The organism is Streptomyces beijiangensis, assembly GCF_017315755.1.
Taxonomy (GTDB): domain Bacteria; phylum Actinomycetota; class Actinomycetes; order Streptomycetales; family Streptomycetaceae; genus Streptomyces; species Streptomyces beijiangensis.
Map to the genome: position 1 here is coordinate 1 of NZ_JAFLRJ010000217.1, position 15,376 is coordinate 15,376.

At 69.7% G+C, this 15,376-nt stretch carries 11 protein-coding genes; 5 read left to right on the plus strand and 6 right to left on the minus strand.

The window, feature by feature from the left end; all coding sequences use genetic code 11:
• Positions 1-340: 340 nt before the first annotated feature.
• From J0695_RS22715 to J0695_RS22725, 3 genes are all read left to right on the plus strand, one after another.
• On the plus strand, positions 341-1,189 hold the full coding sequence (locus tag J0695_RS22715; RefSeq protein ID WP_206964065.1) for a helix-turn-helix domain-containing protein: 849 nt from the start codon (positions 341-343) through the stop codon (positions 1,187-1,189).
• A complete protein-coding gene (locus tag J0695_RS22720) occupies positions 1,186-1,380 on the plus strand; it encodes a DUF397 domain-containing protein (RefSeq protein WP_206964067.1) in 195 nt (64 codons plus the stop codon). Before J0695_RS22715 ends, J0695_RS22720 begins: the two co-directional genes overlap by 4 nt.
• Positions 1,381-1,709: 329 nt before the next feature.
• The gene (locus J0695_RS22725; protein ID WP_206964070.1) at positions 1,710-4,787 is read left to right on the plus strand and encodes an FG-GAP-like repeat-containing protein; all 3,078 of its coding nucleotides are present in this window, start codon (positions 1,710-1,712) and stop codon (positions 4,785-4,787) included.
• A gap of 48 nt (positions 4,788-4,835) precedes the next feature.
• On the opposite strand, the gene J0695_RS22730 is transcribed toward J0695_RS22725, so the two are convergent.
• From J0695_RS22730 to J0695_RS22740, 3 genes are read right to left on the minus strand one after another with little or no spacing between them, the layout of a single operon-like run.
• A complete protein-coding gene (locus J0695_RS22730; protein ID WP_206964085.1) occupies positions 4,836-5,453 on the minus strand; it encodes a TetR/AcrR family transcriptional regulator in 618 nt (205 codons plus the stop codon).
• Positions 5,454-5,503: 50 nt separating this feature from the next.
• Positions 5,504-6,880, minus strand: coding sequence for an FtsX-like permease family protein (locus J0695_RS22735; protein ID WP_206964102.1), 1,377 nt, complete (start codon positions 6,878-6,880; stop codon positions 5,504-5,506).
• A 33-nt stretch (positions 6,881-6,913) separates the two neighbouring features.
• Positions 6,914-7,696 carry an ABC transporter ATP-binding protein gene (locus tag J0695_RS22740; protein ID WP_242553052.1) on the minus strand — a complete coding sequence of 261 codons (783 nt, stop codon included), beginning with the start codon at positions 7,694-7,696 and terminating at the stop codon, positions 6,914-6,916.
• A gap of 226 nt (positions 7,697-7,922) precedes the next feature.
• Between J0695_RS22740 and J0695_RS22745 the strand changes: the two genes are divergently transcribed.
• A complete protein-coding gene (locus J0695_RS22745) occupies positions 7,923-9,368 on the plus strand; it encodes an MFS transporter (protein WP_206964087.1) in 1,446 nt (481 codons plus the stop codon).
• A gap of 145 nt (positions 9,369-9,513) precedes the next feature.
• Positions 9,514-11,559, plus strand: a complete 2,046-nt coding sequence (locus tag J0695_RS22750) for a transglycosylase domain-containing protein (RefSeq protein WP_206964097.1) — start codon at positions 9,514-9,516, stop codon at positions 11,557-11,559.
• A gap of 26 nt (positions 11,560-11,585) precedes the next feature.
• Here the strand turns inward: J0695_RS22750 and J0695_RS22755 are convergent, their stop codons facing one another.
• The 3 genes from J0695_RS22755 to J0695_RS22765 all read right to left on the minus strand — a co-directional run bounded on the left by J0695_RS22755 (position 11,586) and on the right by J0695_RS22765 (position 15,316).
• On the minus strand, positions 11,586-12,863 hold the full coding sequence (locus tag J0695_RS22755; RefSeq protein WP_206964099.1) for a polysaccharide deacetylase family protein: 1,278 nt from the start codon (positions 12,861-12,863) through the stop codon (positions 11,586-11,588).
• 153 nt (positions 12,864-13,016) lie between these two features.
• A complete protein-coding gene (locus J0695_RS22760) occupies positions 13,017-14,174 on the minus strand; it encodes a hypothetical protein (protein ID WP_206964100.1) in 1,158 nt (385 codons plus the stop codon).
• Between the two features lie 47 nt (positions 14,175-14,221).
• Positions 14,222-15,316 (minus strand): hypothetical protein, encoded by a 1,095-nt coding sequence (locus J0695_RS22765; protein ID WP_307798722.1) that lies wholly within the window; start codon positions 15,314-15,316, stop codon positions 14,222-14,224.
• Between the last annotated feature and the right edge of the window lie 60 nt (positions 15,317-15,376).

Below are 15,376 nucleotides of genomic sequence, written 5' to 3' on the forward strand. Positions count from 1 at the left end.
CGTCAAAGCGGAACAAGCTCACCCCAGAGCCCGAGGTGAGTGCGCACGATGCGGCGTAGTGCCGCCACCTCCTGGGGTTCGGCCAGGAAGGCCAAGTCCCACGGCTTACGCGTCATGCAGGTCTCCTGGAACACAAGCAGTCCTCTCCAGTCGCCATCGTCCACAACCAGCGCGCTGGTATTGGGTGTTGAGCTCACCGCGCGTGACGTATCTCTGCCACTCAGAGTGGACTGCTCGCATCCCGTAGTGCAATGTGCACGACGGGATTCCCACTATCGAGTGATTGGCAACTGCCCCCCTAGGCGAAGAGACTGGGAGCCGCTACGGGAAGGGAGTTGAGATGGCTGGTTCGCCAACGGCGCGCCGACGACGCCTCTCGATCGAGCTCAAGAAGCTCCGCGAGACGAGTGCACTCACCTGCGCGCAGGTGGGTGCAGGCCTGGATTGGAGCGGTTCCAAGGTCAACCGCATGGAGACGGGCAGTGGCCGCATCCAGCCGTCGGACATCGACGCCTTGTGTCGGTTCTATGGGACCAGCGATGAGGTGCGCGAGTTCCTCAAGGCCCTCGCCAGGGACTCAAAGACGCGCGGCTGGTGGCAAGTTCACGGATCAGGCGTGCCTGAGTGGTTCAACATCTACATCGGGCTTGAGCAGGACGCGTCGACATTCCGCCAATACCAGTGCGAACTGCTGCCGGGCCTCATGCAAACCCCGCAGTACACCCGAGAGCTCCACACCACCGGAGCGGTCATGGCGGCGCAGGATATTGATCGCGCCGTACGGGTGCGCATGGAGCGACAAGGCCTCCTCACCAAGGATGGCGCGCCAGACGCCTGGTTCATCGTGAGTGAAGCCGCTCTACGCCATGTCATCGGCGACCGATCACTGATGCGCGATCAGCTCGAACGCCTCTTGGAGTCCACTCAGCTCCCGAATGTCACGTTGCAGGTTCTCTCGTTTGACTCGGGTAACTACCCCCCGACGGGGGCATTCACCATGCTCGGCTTCCCCGACCAAGAGGATCCAGACATCGTGTACCGAGACGGCATCACCGATGCCATGTACCTGGAGGGCGAGCACCATATTCGCGAGTACACACGCGCATTCGACAGCTTGAGGGCAGCCGCCCTGAGCCCTCAGCGGACCTCACAGTTCGTCAAGACTGTAATCAAGGAGTACGCGAAATGAGCGTTCACACCCCTCAGTGGTTCAAATCGTCCTACAGCAACGGTGCAGGCGGAGAGTGCGTCGAGTGCGCCCACCTCGATGGGTCGACCCTCGTCCGTGATTCAAAGCGCGCGCACGGTGCACAACTCGGGCTCGCGCCCGCCGTGTGGAGTCGGTTCGTGGAGGCGCTTCGGGATGAGCAGTTGAGCTGAGGGTGGGGATGGGCCCCGGGGGTACCGGGGCCAGCCTGCCCAGCCCTGGCAGGGTTTGTCCGTGGTGGCTGCAATTGCTTGCTGTGAATGTGGGCGCCAGGCCTCCTGGAATGCATGGAGCTGCTGTTACCCTCAGGGCTCCTTGCTTGGGGGGACAGCCGGGGGGCTGGGGATTCTTCGCAGTACCGGATGCCATGCGTCACGCATCGTGGGACGCGTCTTTCTATTGCGCGATCCGCGTACCGCGTTCCGCACTGCGCGATCCGGATTCCGGTGATTCCGTTGCCGCCGCCCGTCCCGCCACGCCCTCTTCCTTTCAGGAGATCGCGTTGGCCAGTCGTAGACCCGCCCGTGGCGTCACCGCCGCTCTGGTCGTTCTCACCGTGACCGCAGGCCTCGGTCTCGCCGCCGTACCGTCAGCCCTCGCCGGCACCACCGGGATCTCGGCGGAGAAGGTCTTCCAGTCGGATCGCTACGTCCCTCGCTCCGACACCGTCCACTCGGCCGGGACCTCCGGGTATCTGCATGCGCAGGAGGGCAGTTCGGGGTATCTGTGGACCTCGTACGCCACCGGAGCGACGACCTCTCTGGGCAGCCTCGCCCGGGTCGATTCGCACGCCTACCTCGGTTCCTCGTCCGACATCGTCGCCGATGTCGTCTCGCCCACCGCCAAGGTCGTCCTGCGGGACATGGCCGCCGGCACCAGTACGGATGTCGCCATCACCCATGGCGCGTATGCGGCCACCTTCGGGTCCCACGTCCTGACCCGGGCGCGGGACACCGACGACAACCGGGTTCTCTGGCTGTTCGGCCCGGGTAGCGACGGCACCACCGTCGAGGGGTGGCCCACCGGGATCACCGCCGACTTCACCGTCCTGGGCGGCGACAGCACCACCGCCGTCATCGGCTACACCCTCGGCAGCAAGTACCAGCTCGCTCTGGTCGACCTGGCCACCGCGAAGCTCACCGACGCCGTCGCCGTCTCCGCCGTACCCAACTCCGTCGCGCTCAGCGCCGACCGCCTCGTCTGGTCCTCGAACCTCACCAGCGCGCACGTCCTGAACCGCGCCGATCTCTCGGCCGCCGACACGACGCTGCCACTCCCGGTGCCCGGCAACGAGCAGGTCCCGGGTACTCCCCGCCTGGGCTTCGCCGGAGACTGGCTGGTCGTCGCCCGCTCCACGCCGCTGTCGGGTCCCGGCGACTATGTTGACAAGTCGGGCGAGCGCCTCATGGCCGTCCCCCTGGCAGGCGGCGACCCGGTCACCCTGCTGCGGCACGCGAACGCCTCGCTCCTCCCCGCGCCCGACGGCGGCCTGCTGGCCGTGGGCGGGACCGACTCGGGGCACTGGGCGGTACGCAGGATCACCGCGACCGGGTCGCGGACTCCGGCCCTCGCCGAGGTGACCTCGGTAGCGCCACTGGCCGCCACCATCGCGCAACTGTCGCTGCAGAACGGCAACTTGGCGACCAGTGAGACCAACGGCAGCTTCCTGCCCAGCTACCGGACCCGCACGATCGACGCCACCGGAACGTCGTACGTTCCGTCCGCCCCGACCGAGCGGAGGTGGAGCATGGGCGAGGCGGGCCCGTACTCCACCGGCGACGGGCGCGCGGTGACGCTGTCCTCGGTCCCCGCGGAGCCCGAGACGTCCGTCCAGTCCATCAACTCGGCCGATGAGGAGGGCTTCTTCCGTACGCCATCCGCTTCGGGGTCCGTCCTGGAGACCTCCGGCCGGTACGCCATCGTCAACGGCGCCTCGCCCGCAAAGCAGTACATCGGCGACCTCGGTGTCTACACCACCCTGGATCCCATCCTCACCCGCTCCGTCACCGCCGCCTCGATCTGGGGCACCCGGCTGTGGACCCCCGGCACCACCGCGGGCGTCGTCACCGCCAAGGACCTGAAGACCGGCAAGACGACCGACACCGTGAGCACCGGCGCCCCCTGCGTCCCGAAGGAGCTCCAGGCCGTCGGCCGCTGGATCTACTGGTCCTGCGGCGCGACCTCCCAGGCCGGCGTGTACGACCGTACGGCGAAGAAGTCCGTCTCCGTTCCGAGCGGGGAGGCGCTGGTCGGTGACGGTTATCTCGTACGCAACGACACCGCGGCCGGGGCCCTGAAGCTCACCGCCTTCGCGGGCGGCACGGCCACCACCCGTACGATCGGCGCTTTCAGCGGCAGCTCCGGCACGCGCGGCGTGAAGTGGACGGTGGACAAGTTCGGCGGGCCCGCGGCCTACGTCGACGCGGACCAGCAGATCCATCTGGTGCCCAGCGGGGTGGCCACGCAGGCGCTCGGCGCCGTCGAGTCCGAGACGAGCGACAACCAGTGGGAGGCGAGCGCGGCCACCGACCCGTGGTGGCAGCTGCGCGCGCTGCTGTCGAAGCCCGCCGCGTCCTGGACGGCCACGGTCACCAGCAAGGCCACCGGCGCCGTGGTGCGCACGATCTCCGGCGGTCCGGTGAACGGCAACCTGACCGCGCGCTGGAACCTCCGCAACACGGCGGGCGCGCTGGTCCCCAACGGCAACTACACCGTCACCGTGACGGCGAAGCCCGCCGACGGCTCGGGGGCCGCGATGACCACCAGCCAGTCGGTGCGCGTCTCCGCCGGAGCCGCCGTACGCCGCGACTTCACCAACAGCGGTTCGTGGGCGCCGGACGGCACCGGTGATCTGCTCACCCTGTCGACGTCCGGGACGATCGCCTACCGGCCGGGCAATGGAGCGGGTGGCTTCAACGGGTCGATGTCCGCGTCGGGCTGGCCCTCCACGGTCACGCTCGTCCCCTTCGGGGATCTGAACGGCGACCGGCGCAATGACATCCTCGTACGGCTCAGCAGCGGTGAACTCCGCGACTACCGGACGATGTTGGGCCAGGCTTTCCTCACCGGCACCCCGTACAAGTCGCTGGGCAAGGGCTGGAACCAGTACAACCTGCTGACCTCGCCCGGCGACGTCTCGGGCGACGGCCGCCCCGACCTGATCGCGCGCGTGGCCACGACGGGCGTGACGTACCTCTACAAGGGCACGAGCACCGGCGGTCTTTCGGCGAAGGTGCAGATCGCGTCGAACTGGAAGAACTACCGGCAGCTCGCGGGCGTCGGCGACTTCAACGGCGACGGGTACGGCGACCTGCTCGGCAAGGACCAGAACAACATCCTCTGGCGCTACGACGGCAACGGCAAGGGTGGCTTCAAGGCGCGAGTGAAGCTGGCGTCCGCCTGGGGGTCCTCGTACAACGCCCTCATCGGCACGGGGGACATCACGGGCGACGGCAAGGCGGACTTCGTGACGCGCGACACCGGCGGGACCCTGTGGCGCAGTACGGGCAACGGCAAGGGGTCGTTCGCCGGACGCGTGAAGATCAGCACGGGGTGGGCCGGCTTCAAGGGGCTGTACTGAGGTGAGCCGCCGAGGGGGCCGGAGGTGGGTTCACCGCCTTGGGCCCCCTCAGCGCCCCCTCGCGTACACCCCGGCCCGCGCCGCCACGATCGCCGCCTCGGCCGCCCGGTCCGCCGCCGCCTCGTCGAGGGGGGCTCCGCTGGCGAGGAGGCGGTAGTAGAGCGGGGCCGAGACGGCCGCGATCACCTCGCGGGCGTCCGTTCCGGCCGGGAGGTCACCCCGGGCCACCGCCTGGGTGACGCAGGGCGCCCATTCCGCGATCCGTACGTCGTAGAAGCGGCGCAGCGCCTCCGCCGTGCGGTCGTCGCAGGTCGCCGCCGCGATCACCGCCTTGAAGACGGGGCCCTGGCGCGGGTCGGCGAGGGTCGTGGCCACCAGGCGGGCGTTGGCCTTGAGGTCGCCCTCCAGGGAGCCGGTGTCCGTACGGGGCGAGGAGTCCTCGGCCATCGAGGCGATGAGGTCCGCGATCAGTCCGTACGTCGACGACCAGCGGCGGTAGACCGTGGTCTTGCCCACCTCCGCGCGGGCCGCCACGTCCGCGAGGTCCAGGCCGATCAGGCCGTGCTCGGCGATCGCGTCGCCCGTCGCCTGCAGTACGGAGGCCCTGACCCGGGCGGTGCGCCCGCCGGGGCGGACCGTACCCGGCTCCACGACGTCAGACCCCATGACCAACCTCCAGCTTTAACGGAACGGTAAGACCATTAAAGCTCAATCGGTCAAGCAGCGAGTTCCACGGCCTCCACCGCCGAGGTCCGCAGCACCCTGCCGGCCGTGCCCAGACTGGTGCCCAGGGTGACCACGGCGGCGATCGCCGCGATGCCCAGCCAGATCCCGGTCCCCTGGTGCGGAAGGACCGAGTCCGTACGGACCGAGGTGAAGGCGACGATCCCCGCGATCCCGGAGAGGCTGCCGAAGAGGACGCCGGTCACCGTCAGCACCAGCCCCTCGCAGCCGACCATCCCCAGGACCTGCCCGGGCGTCGCCCCGGCGAGCCGCTGCTGGCCGAACTCGCGGCTGCGGTAACTCGTCGCCGCGTACAGGCTGTTGATAAGCATGATGCAGGCGAAGACCACGATGATCCCCACGACCACCAGGTTCAGCGTCTCCAGGTTCTTGTCCTCGACCGACTTGGTGAGGCCCGACGCTTTGATCTTGTCGCTCTCGACGGCCTGCATGTAGAGCGTCGCCGTGGAGATTCCGATGAAGAGGATCAGCGGCATCAGGATCCCTGCCAACTCACCTGCTTTGCGGCGCATGTTGAGTACGGCCAGATAGCCGCTCGCCCCGCAGAGCGCCGTCAGCGGCCGCTCCAGCACCGCGAGCAGAACCTGCAGCAGCCCCGGCGAGAAGACCGCGAGGCCCACGGCGATGAGGATGGAACCGTACGCGGCGGGCGCCATCGCCATCGGGTCGGTGGGGTCCATCGCGAAGGTGGTCAGGACGGACGCGGCACCGGCCGCGAGGGCGCCGTAACCGGCGAACTTCCGTCCCCTGCCCGCTTTTCCGGCCGGGGGTCCGGGGGTTGCCCCCCGGGAAGGCACCGCACGGATCCCGGCGGCTGCCCGCGTCGCCCGCCTGACCGCCAGAAACGCGGCCCCGACCGAGGCGATCAGCGCGATGGAGATGCCCGACGAGAGCGCGATGGGACCGAAGGCGTACTCCACGCTGTCCGCCACCTGGCCGCTGTCCTGGAACATTCCGAGCAGCGCCCGCCCCGCGAGCATCGCGGGCCCGACCGCGAGCAGCGCCCCGACGAGTCCGACCGCGGCCGCCTCGCCGACGACCATTCGCTTGATCTGTGCGGGAGTTGCCCCCGTCGAGCGGAGCAGGCTGATCTCGGCGGCCCGCTGGCGGACGTTGACCGTGAGCGTCGATGCGATGGCGAAGAAGACGAGCAGCGAGCCATATCCGCCGACGACGGACGCCGCCGTGGAGAGCGAATCGGAGCTGACGGCGTCGACGCCCGCTCCGCCCGCCGTGTCGTGCAGCGAGTTGAACGTCATGATGATCGCGGCCCCCAGGAAGGCGGACAGCAGGGTGGCGGCGAAGCGCCCAGGGCGCAGCCGGATCGAGCGCATGGCCAGGGTGAGCATGGGGGCCGTGAACAGGGCGGGAGCGGACATGACTCACACCTCCAGGAGGGTGTCGTCGCCCAGGTGCGCGAGGCGCTCGGCCACCGCGTCCACGGTCGGTGCGCGCAGTTCGCCCGCCAGCCGGCCGTCCGCCAGGAAGAGCACGGAGTCGGCGTACGAGGCGGCCACCGGGTCGTGGGTCACCATCACCACGGTCCGCCCGTGGACCCGTACCGCCTCCTGGAGCAGCCGCAGCACATCACGCGCGCTGCGGGTGTCGAGCGCCCCGGTCGGCTCGTCGGCGAAGACCACGCTGGGCTCGGTGACCAGCGCGCGGGCGATGGCGACGCGCTGCCGCTGACCGCCGGAGAGCTGGTCGGGGCGGTGGCCGAGACGGTCGCCGAGGCCGACCTGGGCGAGGATCTGCCGGGCCCGCCCGCGGTCGACACGGCGTCCGGCGAGCCTGAGCGGAAGGGTGGTGTTCTGGGCGACGGTCAGCGTGGGGAGCAGGTTGTACTGCTGGAAGACGAAGCCGATCCGCTGCCTGCGGAACCGGGTCAGCTCGGCCTCGCTGCCGCCCGTCATCTCCTCGCCGTCGACCATCACGATCCCGCTGTCGGGCCGGTCGAGACCGGCCGCGCACTGCAGGAGCGTGGACTTGCCGGAGCCCGAGGGGCCCATCACGGCGGTGAAGGTCCCGGCGGGGAGGCTGAGCGTCACGCCGTCGAGGGCGGTGACGGCGCTGTCGCCGGATCCGTAACTCTTGCTGACCGATACGAGTCGCAGGGCCTCGGCGGCCCTGCTGGTCTGCGCCTGGTTCTTGCGGCCGAACATCATCGTCAACTCCCTCGTAGCACTTGCTCGGTGCTGTCGGGATCGACGCTACGGAGCGGGGGCGGTCGCCACGATGGCCGTAAACACCGAGTGCGGGGTGTACCTGACAGCACCCCCACCTCTGCCATAACGGTTCCACAGTTCCATTAGTCGCTCCGTCCTGCTACGGTGGGCGCAGCTTAACGGAACCACGGATCCGTTAGAGCTCCCACCTCAGGAAGGTCACGCCATGTCCGCACCCACGCAGACCCAGCCGCGGTCCACCGCGGAACCACGCCGGCACACATCCATGACGGGTCGTCAAAAACTGGTGCTCACCCTCCTCCTGGGCGCCCAGTTCATGATCGCCGTGGACTTCTCCATCCTGAACGTGGCACTCCCCGTCGTCGGCGAGGGCCTCGGCTTCTCCCTCTCCCACCTGCAGTGGATCGCCACCTCCTTCGCCCTGGCAGCCGCCGGATTCACCCTCCTCTTCGGCCGCGTGGCCGACCTGGTCGGCCGCAAGCGCCTGTTCATCGGCGGCATGGCCGTCCTCGGCCTCTCCTCCGCACTCGGCGGCCTCGCCACCACCCCCGAAGTCCTGCTCACCGCACGGGTGTTGCAGGGTCTGGCCACCGCGGCGGTCACCCCCGCAGGACTGGCACTGCTCACCACCGCGTTCCGGGAAGGCCCCCTGCGGGAACGGGCGTTGGGGCTCAACGGCGCCCTGATGTCCGCCGGATTCACCGCGGGCGCGATCCTCGGCGGCCTCCTCACCGACCTGCTCTCCTGGCGCTGGGCCTTCTTCATCAACGTGCCCGTCGCCGCCCTGGTCGTCGCCCTCGCCCCGTCCCTGATCACCGACTCACGCCCCGCCGTACGCCCGAAGCTCGACCTCCCCGGCGCCGCGACCGTCACCGGCGGCCTGCTGCTCCTCGTCTACGGACTCACCCAGGCGGGCGAGACCGGCTGGACCGCCCCCACCACCCTGACCGCACTCCTCGCGGGCATCGCCCTCCTGATCGCGTTCTGGTACGTGGAGAAGCGCGCGACAGCACCCCTGGTCCCGGTCCGCGTCCTGAAGCGCCGCAGCGTCATCTGGGGCAACACCACCGGCCTGATCGCCTTCGTCACCGAGACGTCCCTGGTCTTCCTGCTCACGCTCTACCTGCAGAAAGTCCTGCACTACTCGCCGCTCGCCACCGGTCTCGCCTTCGGCGTCCTCGGTGCGGGCACCGTCATCGGCGGCACCCTCGGCGGCCGGGCCGTGGGCCGCTTCGGCAACCGTAGGACGATCGTGACCGGCGCTCTGGTCCAGGCCGCGGCCACCGCCTCGCTCCTCGCGCTCGGCACCTCCGGCGCATGGATCTGGCTGCTCCTCGCCGCCACCTTCATCGGCGGGATCGGCAACATGCTGATGATCGTGGGCTTCATGGTCACCGCGACCTCCGGCCTCCCCGACGAGGAGCAGGGTCTGGCCACCGGCCTCGCGACGATGACCCAGCAGGTCGGCATCACGCTGGGCATCCCGGTCATGAGCGCCGTCGCCACCGCCCGGATGGGCACAGGAACAGGACCGGATGCCGTCCTGTCGGGAGTCACGGTCGCGATCCTCGTCAACTCCGTCCTGGTACTGGCCGGAGCACTCCTCGCGGCACTCTTCCTGGCGCCCCGCCGCGAGTCACGACAGCGGTGACCTCGGCCGGAAGCGGCGAGGGGGACTGTTGGCGGAACACTGTGACAGAGCTGTCGCCCCCCGGACAGCTCTGTCATGGCAAGGGAACATAAGGTCGAATAGGTCCCGGGGAGGGGCCTTTTCTTGTGATCCGGCAGGGGTGGGGATGTCCGCACGACACTCGGGAGCGGCGGAATGGCGCACACGGTTGCAGGCGATCTGGAGCAGATCCAGCAGCTCCGCCCCCCGGCAACTGCGACGGCTGCGCCCCCACTACCCCCGCCCGGGACGTAGCGGCGTACGACGCTGGCTGCCCTCCCTGCGACAGGCGCTGCTGCTCTGCCTGTGGGGAATCGTGACCCTGGCCGCGGTCGTCGGCATCGCGTACGACCGCACGCAGATACCGCAGGACCTCAACACCTTCGCCAAGCAGCAGGACAACGTCTACTACTGGGCCGACGGCAGCGAGATGGCCCGCGTCGGCCAGGTCGACCGGCAGGCGATGCCGCTGGAGCGCATCCCCGACTCCCTGGAATGGGCGGTGCTCTCCGCCGAGAACGCCTCCTTCTACACCGACCGCGGCGTCTCCCCGAAGGGCATCAGCCGCGCACTGCTCGCGATGGTGACCGGCGGCGACACCCAGGGCGGCTCCACGATCACCCAGCAGTACGTGAAGAACGTCTATCTCAACCAGGACCAGACGGTGACCCGCAAGATCACCGAGATGTTCATCTCGGTGAAGCTGGACAACCGGATGACCAAGGACCAGATCCTCGACGGCTACCTCAACACCAGCTGGTTCGGCCGCGGGGCCTACGGCGTGCAGCGCGCCGCGAAGTCCTACTACGGCAAGGACGTCTCCCAACTCACCCCGAGCGAAGGCGCGTTCCTCGCCACGCTCCTCAAGGGTGCCGCGCTGTACGACCCGTCGGTCGGCCCGGCCAACCACGCGCGGGCGGTGAAGCGCTGGAACTGGACCCTCGACCGGATGGTCAAGATCGGCCGGCTGTCGCGCGCCGAGCGGGCCACGTACACGACCTTCCCCGAGCCGATCGCACCGCCCAAACCGGTCGGGCTCAGCGGTCAGACGGGCTATCTCGTGGACACCGCCCGGATGTACGTCGCCTCGCGCAGCGGGATCTCCGACGCCCAGTTCGACCTCGGCGGCTACCAGATCTACACGACCTTCGAGAAGCCGAAGGTCACCGCACTGGCCACCGCCGTGAAGAACCAACTGGGCCGCCTCCGCCCGAAAACCCGCTCCGACGACCGCGATGTGCGGGTCGGCGCGGCCACCGTCGCCACGGACGGTCGCATCCTGGCCCTCTACGGCGGCCCCGACTACATCAAGCAGGGCTTCAACGACGCGGGCATCTCGATCGTGCCGGCCGGGACGGCGTACGCCCCCTTCGTCTACGCGGCCGGGCTGCGCGACGGCGTCCTGCTGAAACGGGACTCACCCCGTACCCCTGTCAGCCCGCAGTCCGTGTACGACGGGAACAACAATGCCGTGGTGCGGACGCCCGAGGGCCCGTACTGGAACCGGGACGGAAAGAAGGTCAAGACGGTCAACGCGGACGACCGGTCATGGGGACCGATCGGTCTCGCCCGGTCGGTGAGCAACGCGGTGAACGGTCCCCTCGTACAACTCGGCATGGATGTCGGACTCGACCGGGTGCGCCGGGCGTCCGTCGACGCGGGCCTGCTGCCGGACAGCTTCGGGGAGCAGGTGCCCTCCTTCTCGCTGGGCAGCGCCACCCCGAGCCCGATCCGGATGGCCAGCGCGTACGGGACCTTCGCGGCAGCCGGGGCGCACACCGAGCCGTACTCGGTGGTGCGCGTCACGCACGTCGGCGAGCAGCAGCCGCTGCAACGGCCCAAGGTCACGCACCCGTTCACCCCGGAGGTCGCCGCCGAAGTGGACGCGGCGCTGAGCGAAGCGGTCACCGACGGGGCCTCGAAGGCGGTGGCAGCAGCGGGTCCGGGGCTGGCCGGGCTGCCGGGGACGGCGCAGGACGGCACGTCCACCTCGTTCGTCGGCTACGACCGGTTCGCGGCGACGAACGTGTCCGTCTTCCGGGTCAACCCCAAGACGCAGACGCTGCTGCCTCTGAAGGCGCCCGGCAGCAGCTTCCCCACGGAGATCTGGACGCGGTACGAGAAGGCGGCCGGGGCCACGGAGGGAACGGAGTCCCACCCCGTGAAGAGATAAGGCCCTCAACTCGCTTCACCGACAGGTCACTTCTTCAGGAACGTCGACCAGTCGGGGGACTGGCCCGGGTCCAGGTTCCGCATCTTGGCCAGCACATCCGGATCCTGCACATCGAGCCAGTCGCACAGCTCCTTGAACGACACGCAGCGCACTCCGTCGCGGCGGCACACGTCCTTCATGACGTCCTCGACGGCCTGCATATAGATACCGCCGTTCCACGTCTCGAAGTGGTTGCCGATGAACAGGGGCGCGCGGCTGCCGTTGTAGACGCGCTGGAAACCGTTGAGGTAGCCCTGGACGGCCTGCTTCTCCCACTGCGGGTACTTCGCCGGATCGCCCTGCGTGACCTCGCCGCCGGACTGGTTGTACAGGAAGTTGAAGTCCATCGACAGGACCTGGAAGTCCTTGCCGGGGAAGGGCATCAGCTGGAGCGGGAAGTTCCATATGTCGTTCTTCTTCGCCGGCCACACCTGGAACTCGCCGGGTGAACTGGCGTCGTACCGCCATCCGTACGACTTCGCCGCGGGCAGCAGATTCTTCTGCCCCTCCAGACAGGGCGCCCGGCCGCCGGCGAGCTCGCGCGCGTAGTCGAAGGGCAGCGGCGGGATGTCGGTGAAGCCGGTGTTGGTCTTCCAGTTCTGCACGAAGGAGTACGCCTGGGCTATCTCGCTCCGCCACTCCTCCGTGCTCCACTTGGCGCCGCCCGGGTCGGGGGCGCAGAAGTGGCCGTTGAAGTGGGTGCCTATCTCGTTGCCGTCCTCGTACGCCAGACGCAGCTGCTCCAGCGTCTCCTTGATGTGCTCTTCGGTGGGAAAGTCGATCGCCGACGCACCGGCGGAGTGCAGGGGCGCGTGGTAGAGCTTGCGTTTGGCGTCCGGCAGCAGATAGATGCCGCTGAGGAAGAACGTCATCTGCGCGTCGTACCGCTCGCCCAACTCCCGGAAGCGGGAGAAGAGATGGTCGTCGTTCTCCAGGGCGCCGTCCCAGGAGAAGACCACGAACTGCGGGGGCTTCTCCCCCGGCTTGAGCTTCTCCGGCTTGAGCTGCTTGGGCTGCGGCCCGGTGTACGAGGTGGAGCCGTCGCCGATCACCTCGGTCTTCCCGTCCCACGACGGGGTCGCCGAAACGGCCGGCGCATGAGCCACCGGCTTTTTGCGCGGCGCGGTGGCGGTCGTGTCCTTGCCCTGCTCCGACGAGCCGTCCGAGCCGCCCGAGCCCCCGGCCATGAGCGCCAACGCCACCACGGCGGCGACCCCCGCGACGGCCGCACCCGCGACCGCGCCCTGCCGCTGTCTCTTCCGCATCTTCACGATCAAGCCCCAGTCCTCCCCGCCCTCCGGACTGTCGTCCCTGCCGGAGGCCCGTGGATCATTGTCACGCCGGACTCTGTGAAGATGCATGGAGAGGCCACTAGGTTGCCCGGACGGGGTCCTGACCTGGAAACCCGGGACCGGCGCCTAGGCCTGCTGGGCGGATCCGGCAGGTACCTCGACGGCCGCCGCCCCATCGCCCTTCGCCACACCGCCGCCGGCCACCCTCAGCGTCACGGCGGCCACCACCCCCGCGACCAGGCCACAGGTCAGAGCGGCGGGCACGCCACCGCCCAGCCCCGCGGCCCGTTGCACCACGCCATAGCGCGGATCGGTCCCGTCCGTCACCATCCGCAGCAGCTGGCTCGCGAGGAGGCCGATGACCGTCGCGCAGACCGCGCCGACCGCCATCGCCGGGAACGTCACACGGACGAGCAGCCCCGGCAGCCACCGCAGCGCGCACCACACCACGGCGAGCAGCAGCGCGTCGGCGGCCCTGACCAGGAGCCAGTGCCCGACCGGAGTGCCCGCCGGCCCTGCCCAGCCTCCGAGCAGCAGCCACTCGCGCAGCAGGTCGCCCGGTTCGCCGAACATCCCGCTGCCCGCGAAGGCCGTCTGCAACTCGGCGGCGACCGACTCGTACGAGAGGACGACCAGTGAGAACGCGACCACCAGAGTCCCGGCGGTCGCGGCCCACACGGAGGCGCGCACGGGGACGGCCTCCCGCGGCAGCGGACCGGTGCCCCTGACGGTGACGCGCGCCACGAGCACGGCCGCGACCGCCGCCACCAACCCCGTCACCACGGCGATCTGCTGCCCGGACGTGATGGTGCCCGCCAGCTGCGGCAGGAACCGGTAACTGCCGTGCCCCTGCGAGGCGATGAGCCACGGCGCCGAAACCGTCACAGCCAGGGTCGTCGCGACCAGGCCCCAGGCCCACACCGCGAGCAGCGTGGCCGGCACCCGGCCGTGCACCGGCGGCAGTCTGCGTACCAGGAGCAACGCCCCGGGCACGAAGAAGACGAAGACCGCCGCGAACCGGATCTGCATCGCGGTCGCGTACAGGCCGACATAGCGACCACCGCCGACCGCCACCACGTTCCCGCCGCCGAGCGCGACCGACTCCGGCGACTCGTACGACCAGGGAAGGAGCCACCTCTCCAGATCACCGGCAGCCTGCGCACCCAACACGCCCTGGGCGCCCGGCAGTCGAAGCGCATCCGTGCTCGCCCCCGCCCACCACAGCAGCGCCGTGAGCAGCAGCCCACCGGCCAACGCCGGTATCACCGCACGCCGATACGTCATGAATCCCGTCCCCCCGCCTGTTCGCGCGTCCTTTGCCGCCCCCGGTCCTAGGAGCGGGTGGCGGTACGGCACCCGTCGTCGTCCGCGCCCTGACCGCTCCCCTTGAGGGGCGTGCTCCGGTCGTACGGATCGACTTCGCCGCCGACCTCCGCCGTGTCCCGGTCCTGGCCAAATGCCGGAGTGAGAAAGCCGGTTGGGCCCCCGCAACCGCCGTTGGTCATGTCGAGCTTGTACGAGACGAGCGAGAACGTCCCCGGCTCGGTGATCACCTTGGCGGGGTTGTCCCAGCTCATCACCACCTCACGCCGCACGATGGTGCGCACGACCTCGTCGCTGCCCGCCGCGGCGCGCGTGACCGGGTAGACGAAGGTGACATCGGCGGTCACCTGGAGCGCACCGCGCTTGCCTTCCCCGTAGGTGAGCCGGCCCCGGGTCTTGACCACATCTCCGACGAGCCGTACCTCGGAGGCCCGGAAGCGGCTGAACAGCAGCAGCGGATCGTTCTCCTCGCTGGGCGTACGGAACGATGCCTTCAGGTAGGCCTGGGTGTCCTGCTGGTGCGGGTTGATCAGAGTGATCGCCTTGTCGGGGCGCACACCCCGCAGCACCTCGCGGTCCAGGCTGGAGGAGACGAGGAAGGCGCGGCTCTGCTCAAGGGCACGCCCCACCTGGCCCGCGCTCATCCACCCGGTCGCCTTGGCCACCGGCACCGTGATCCCCGCCGACCCACTGGCCCAGCGCGCCGCCGGCGACCCCTTGAAGGGCTCGTCGAGGGTGGGGCGCAGGGCAGGCTCCGCGGGCGGCGCCTGATCCGGGTTCCCGGTCTCGGCCGCGAGCGGCCGGGCGTCCGAACCCCCGATGCCGACCAGGCCCCCGACCTGCGACGGAGCGAGCGCCACGGCGAGCAACACCGCCGAGGCCACCAGCCCCACGACGTACCAGCCCTTCCGCCGCCCACGCCGGGGAAGCGTGTGCGTACGCCAAGCCTCCGGCCGACCGGGCTGCTCCCGCAGCCGGCCCGCCACCTCACGGGCGCGCGCCGACGGTTCCCGGGGCGCATCGGCGACCCCCGTCACCGACTCACGCAGAAACCGGTCCCACTCCTCGTCGGGCACCGACGCCCCGTCCCGTTCCCCCCCCACACCGAACCCCGCCCCTCACCGCTCACGGCGACCCCCTCGGGGTCGCCGTGAGCGGTGAGG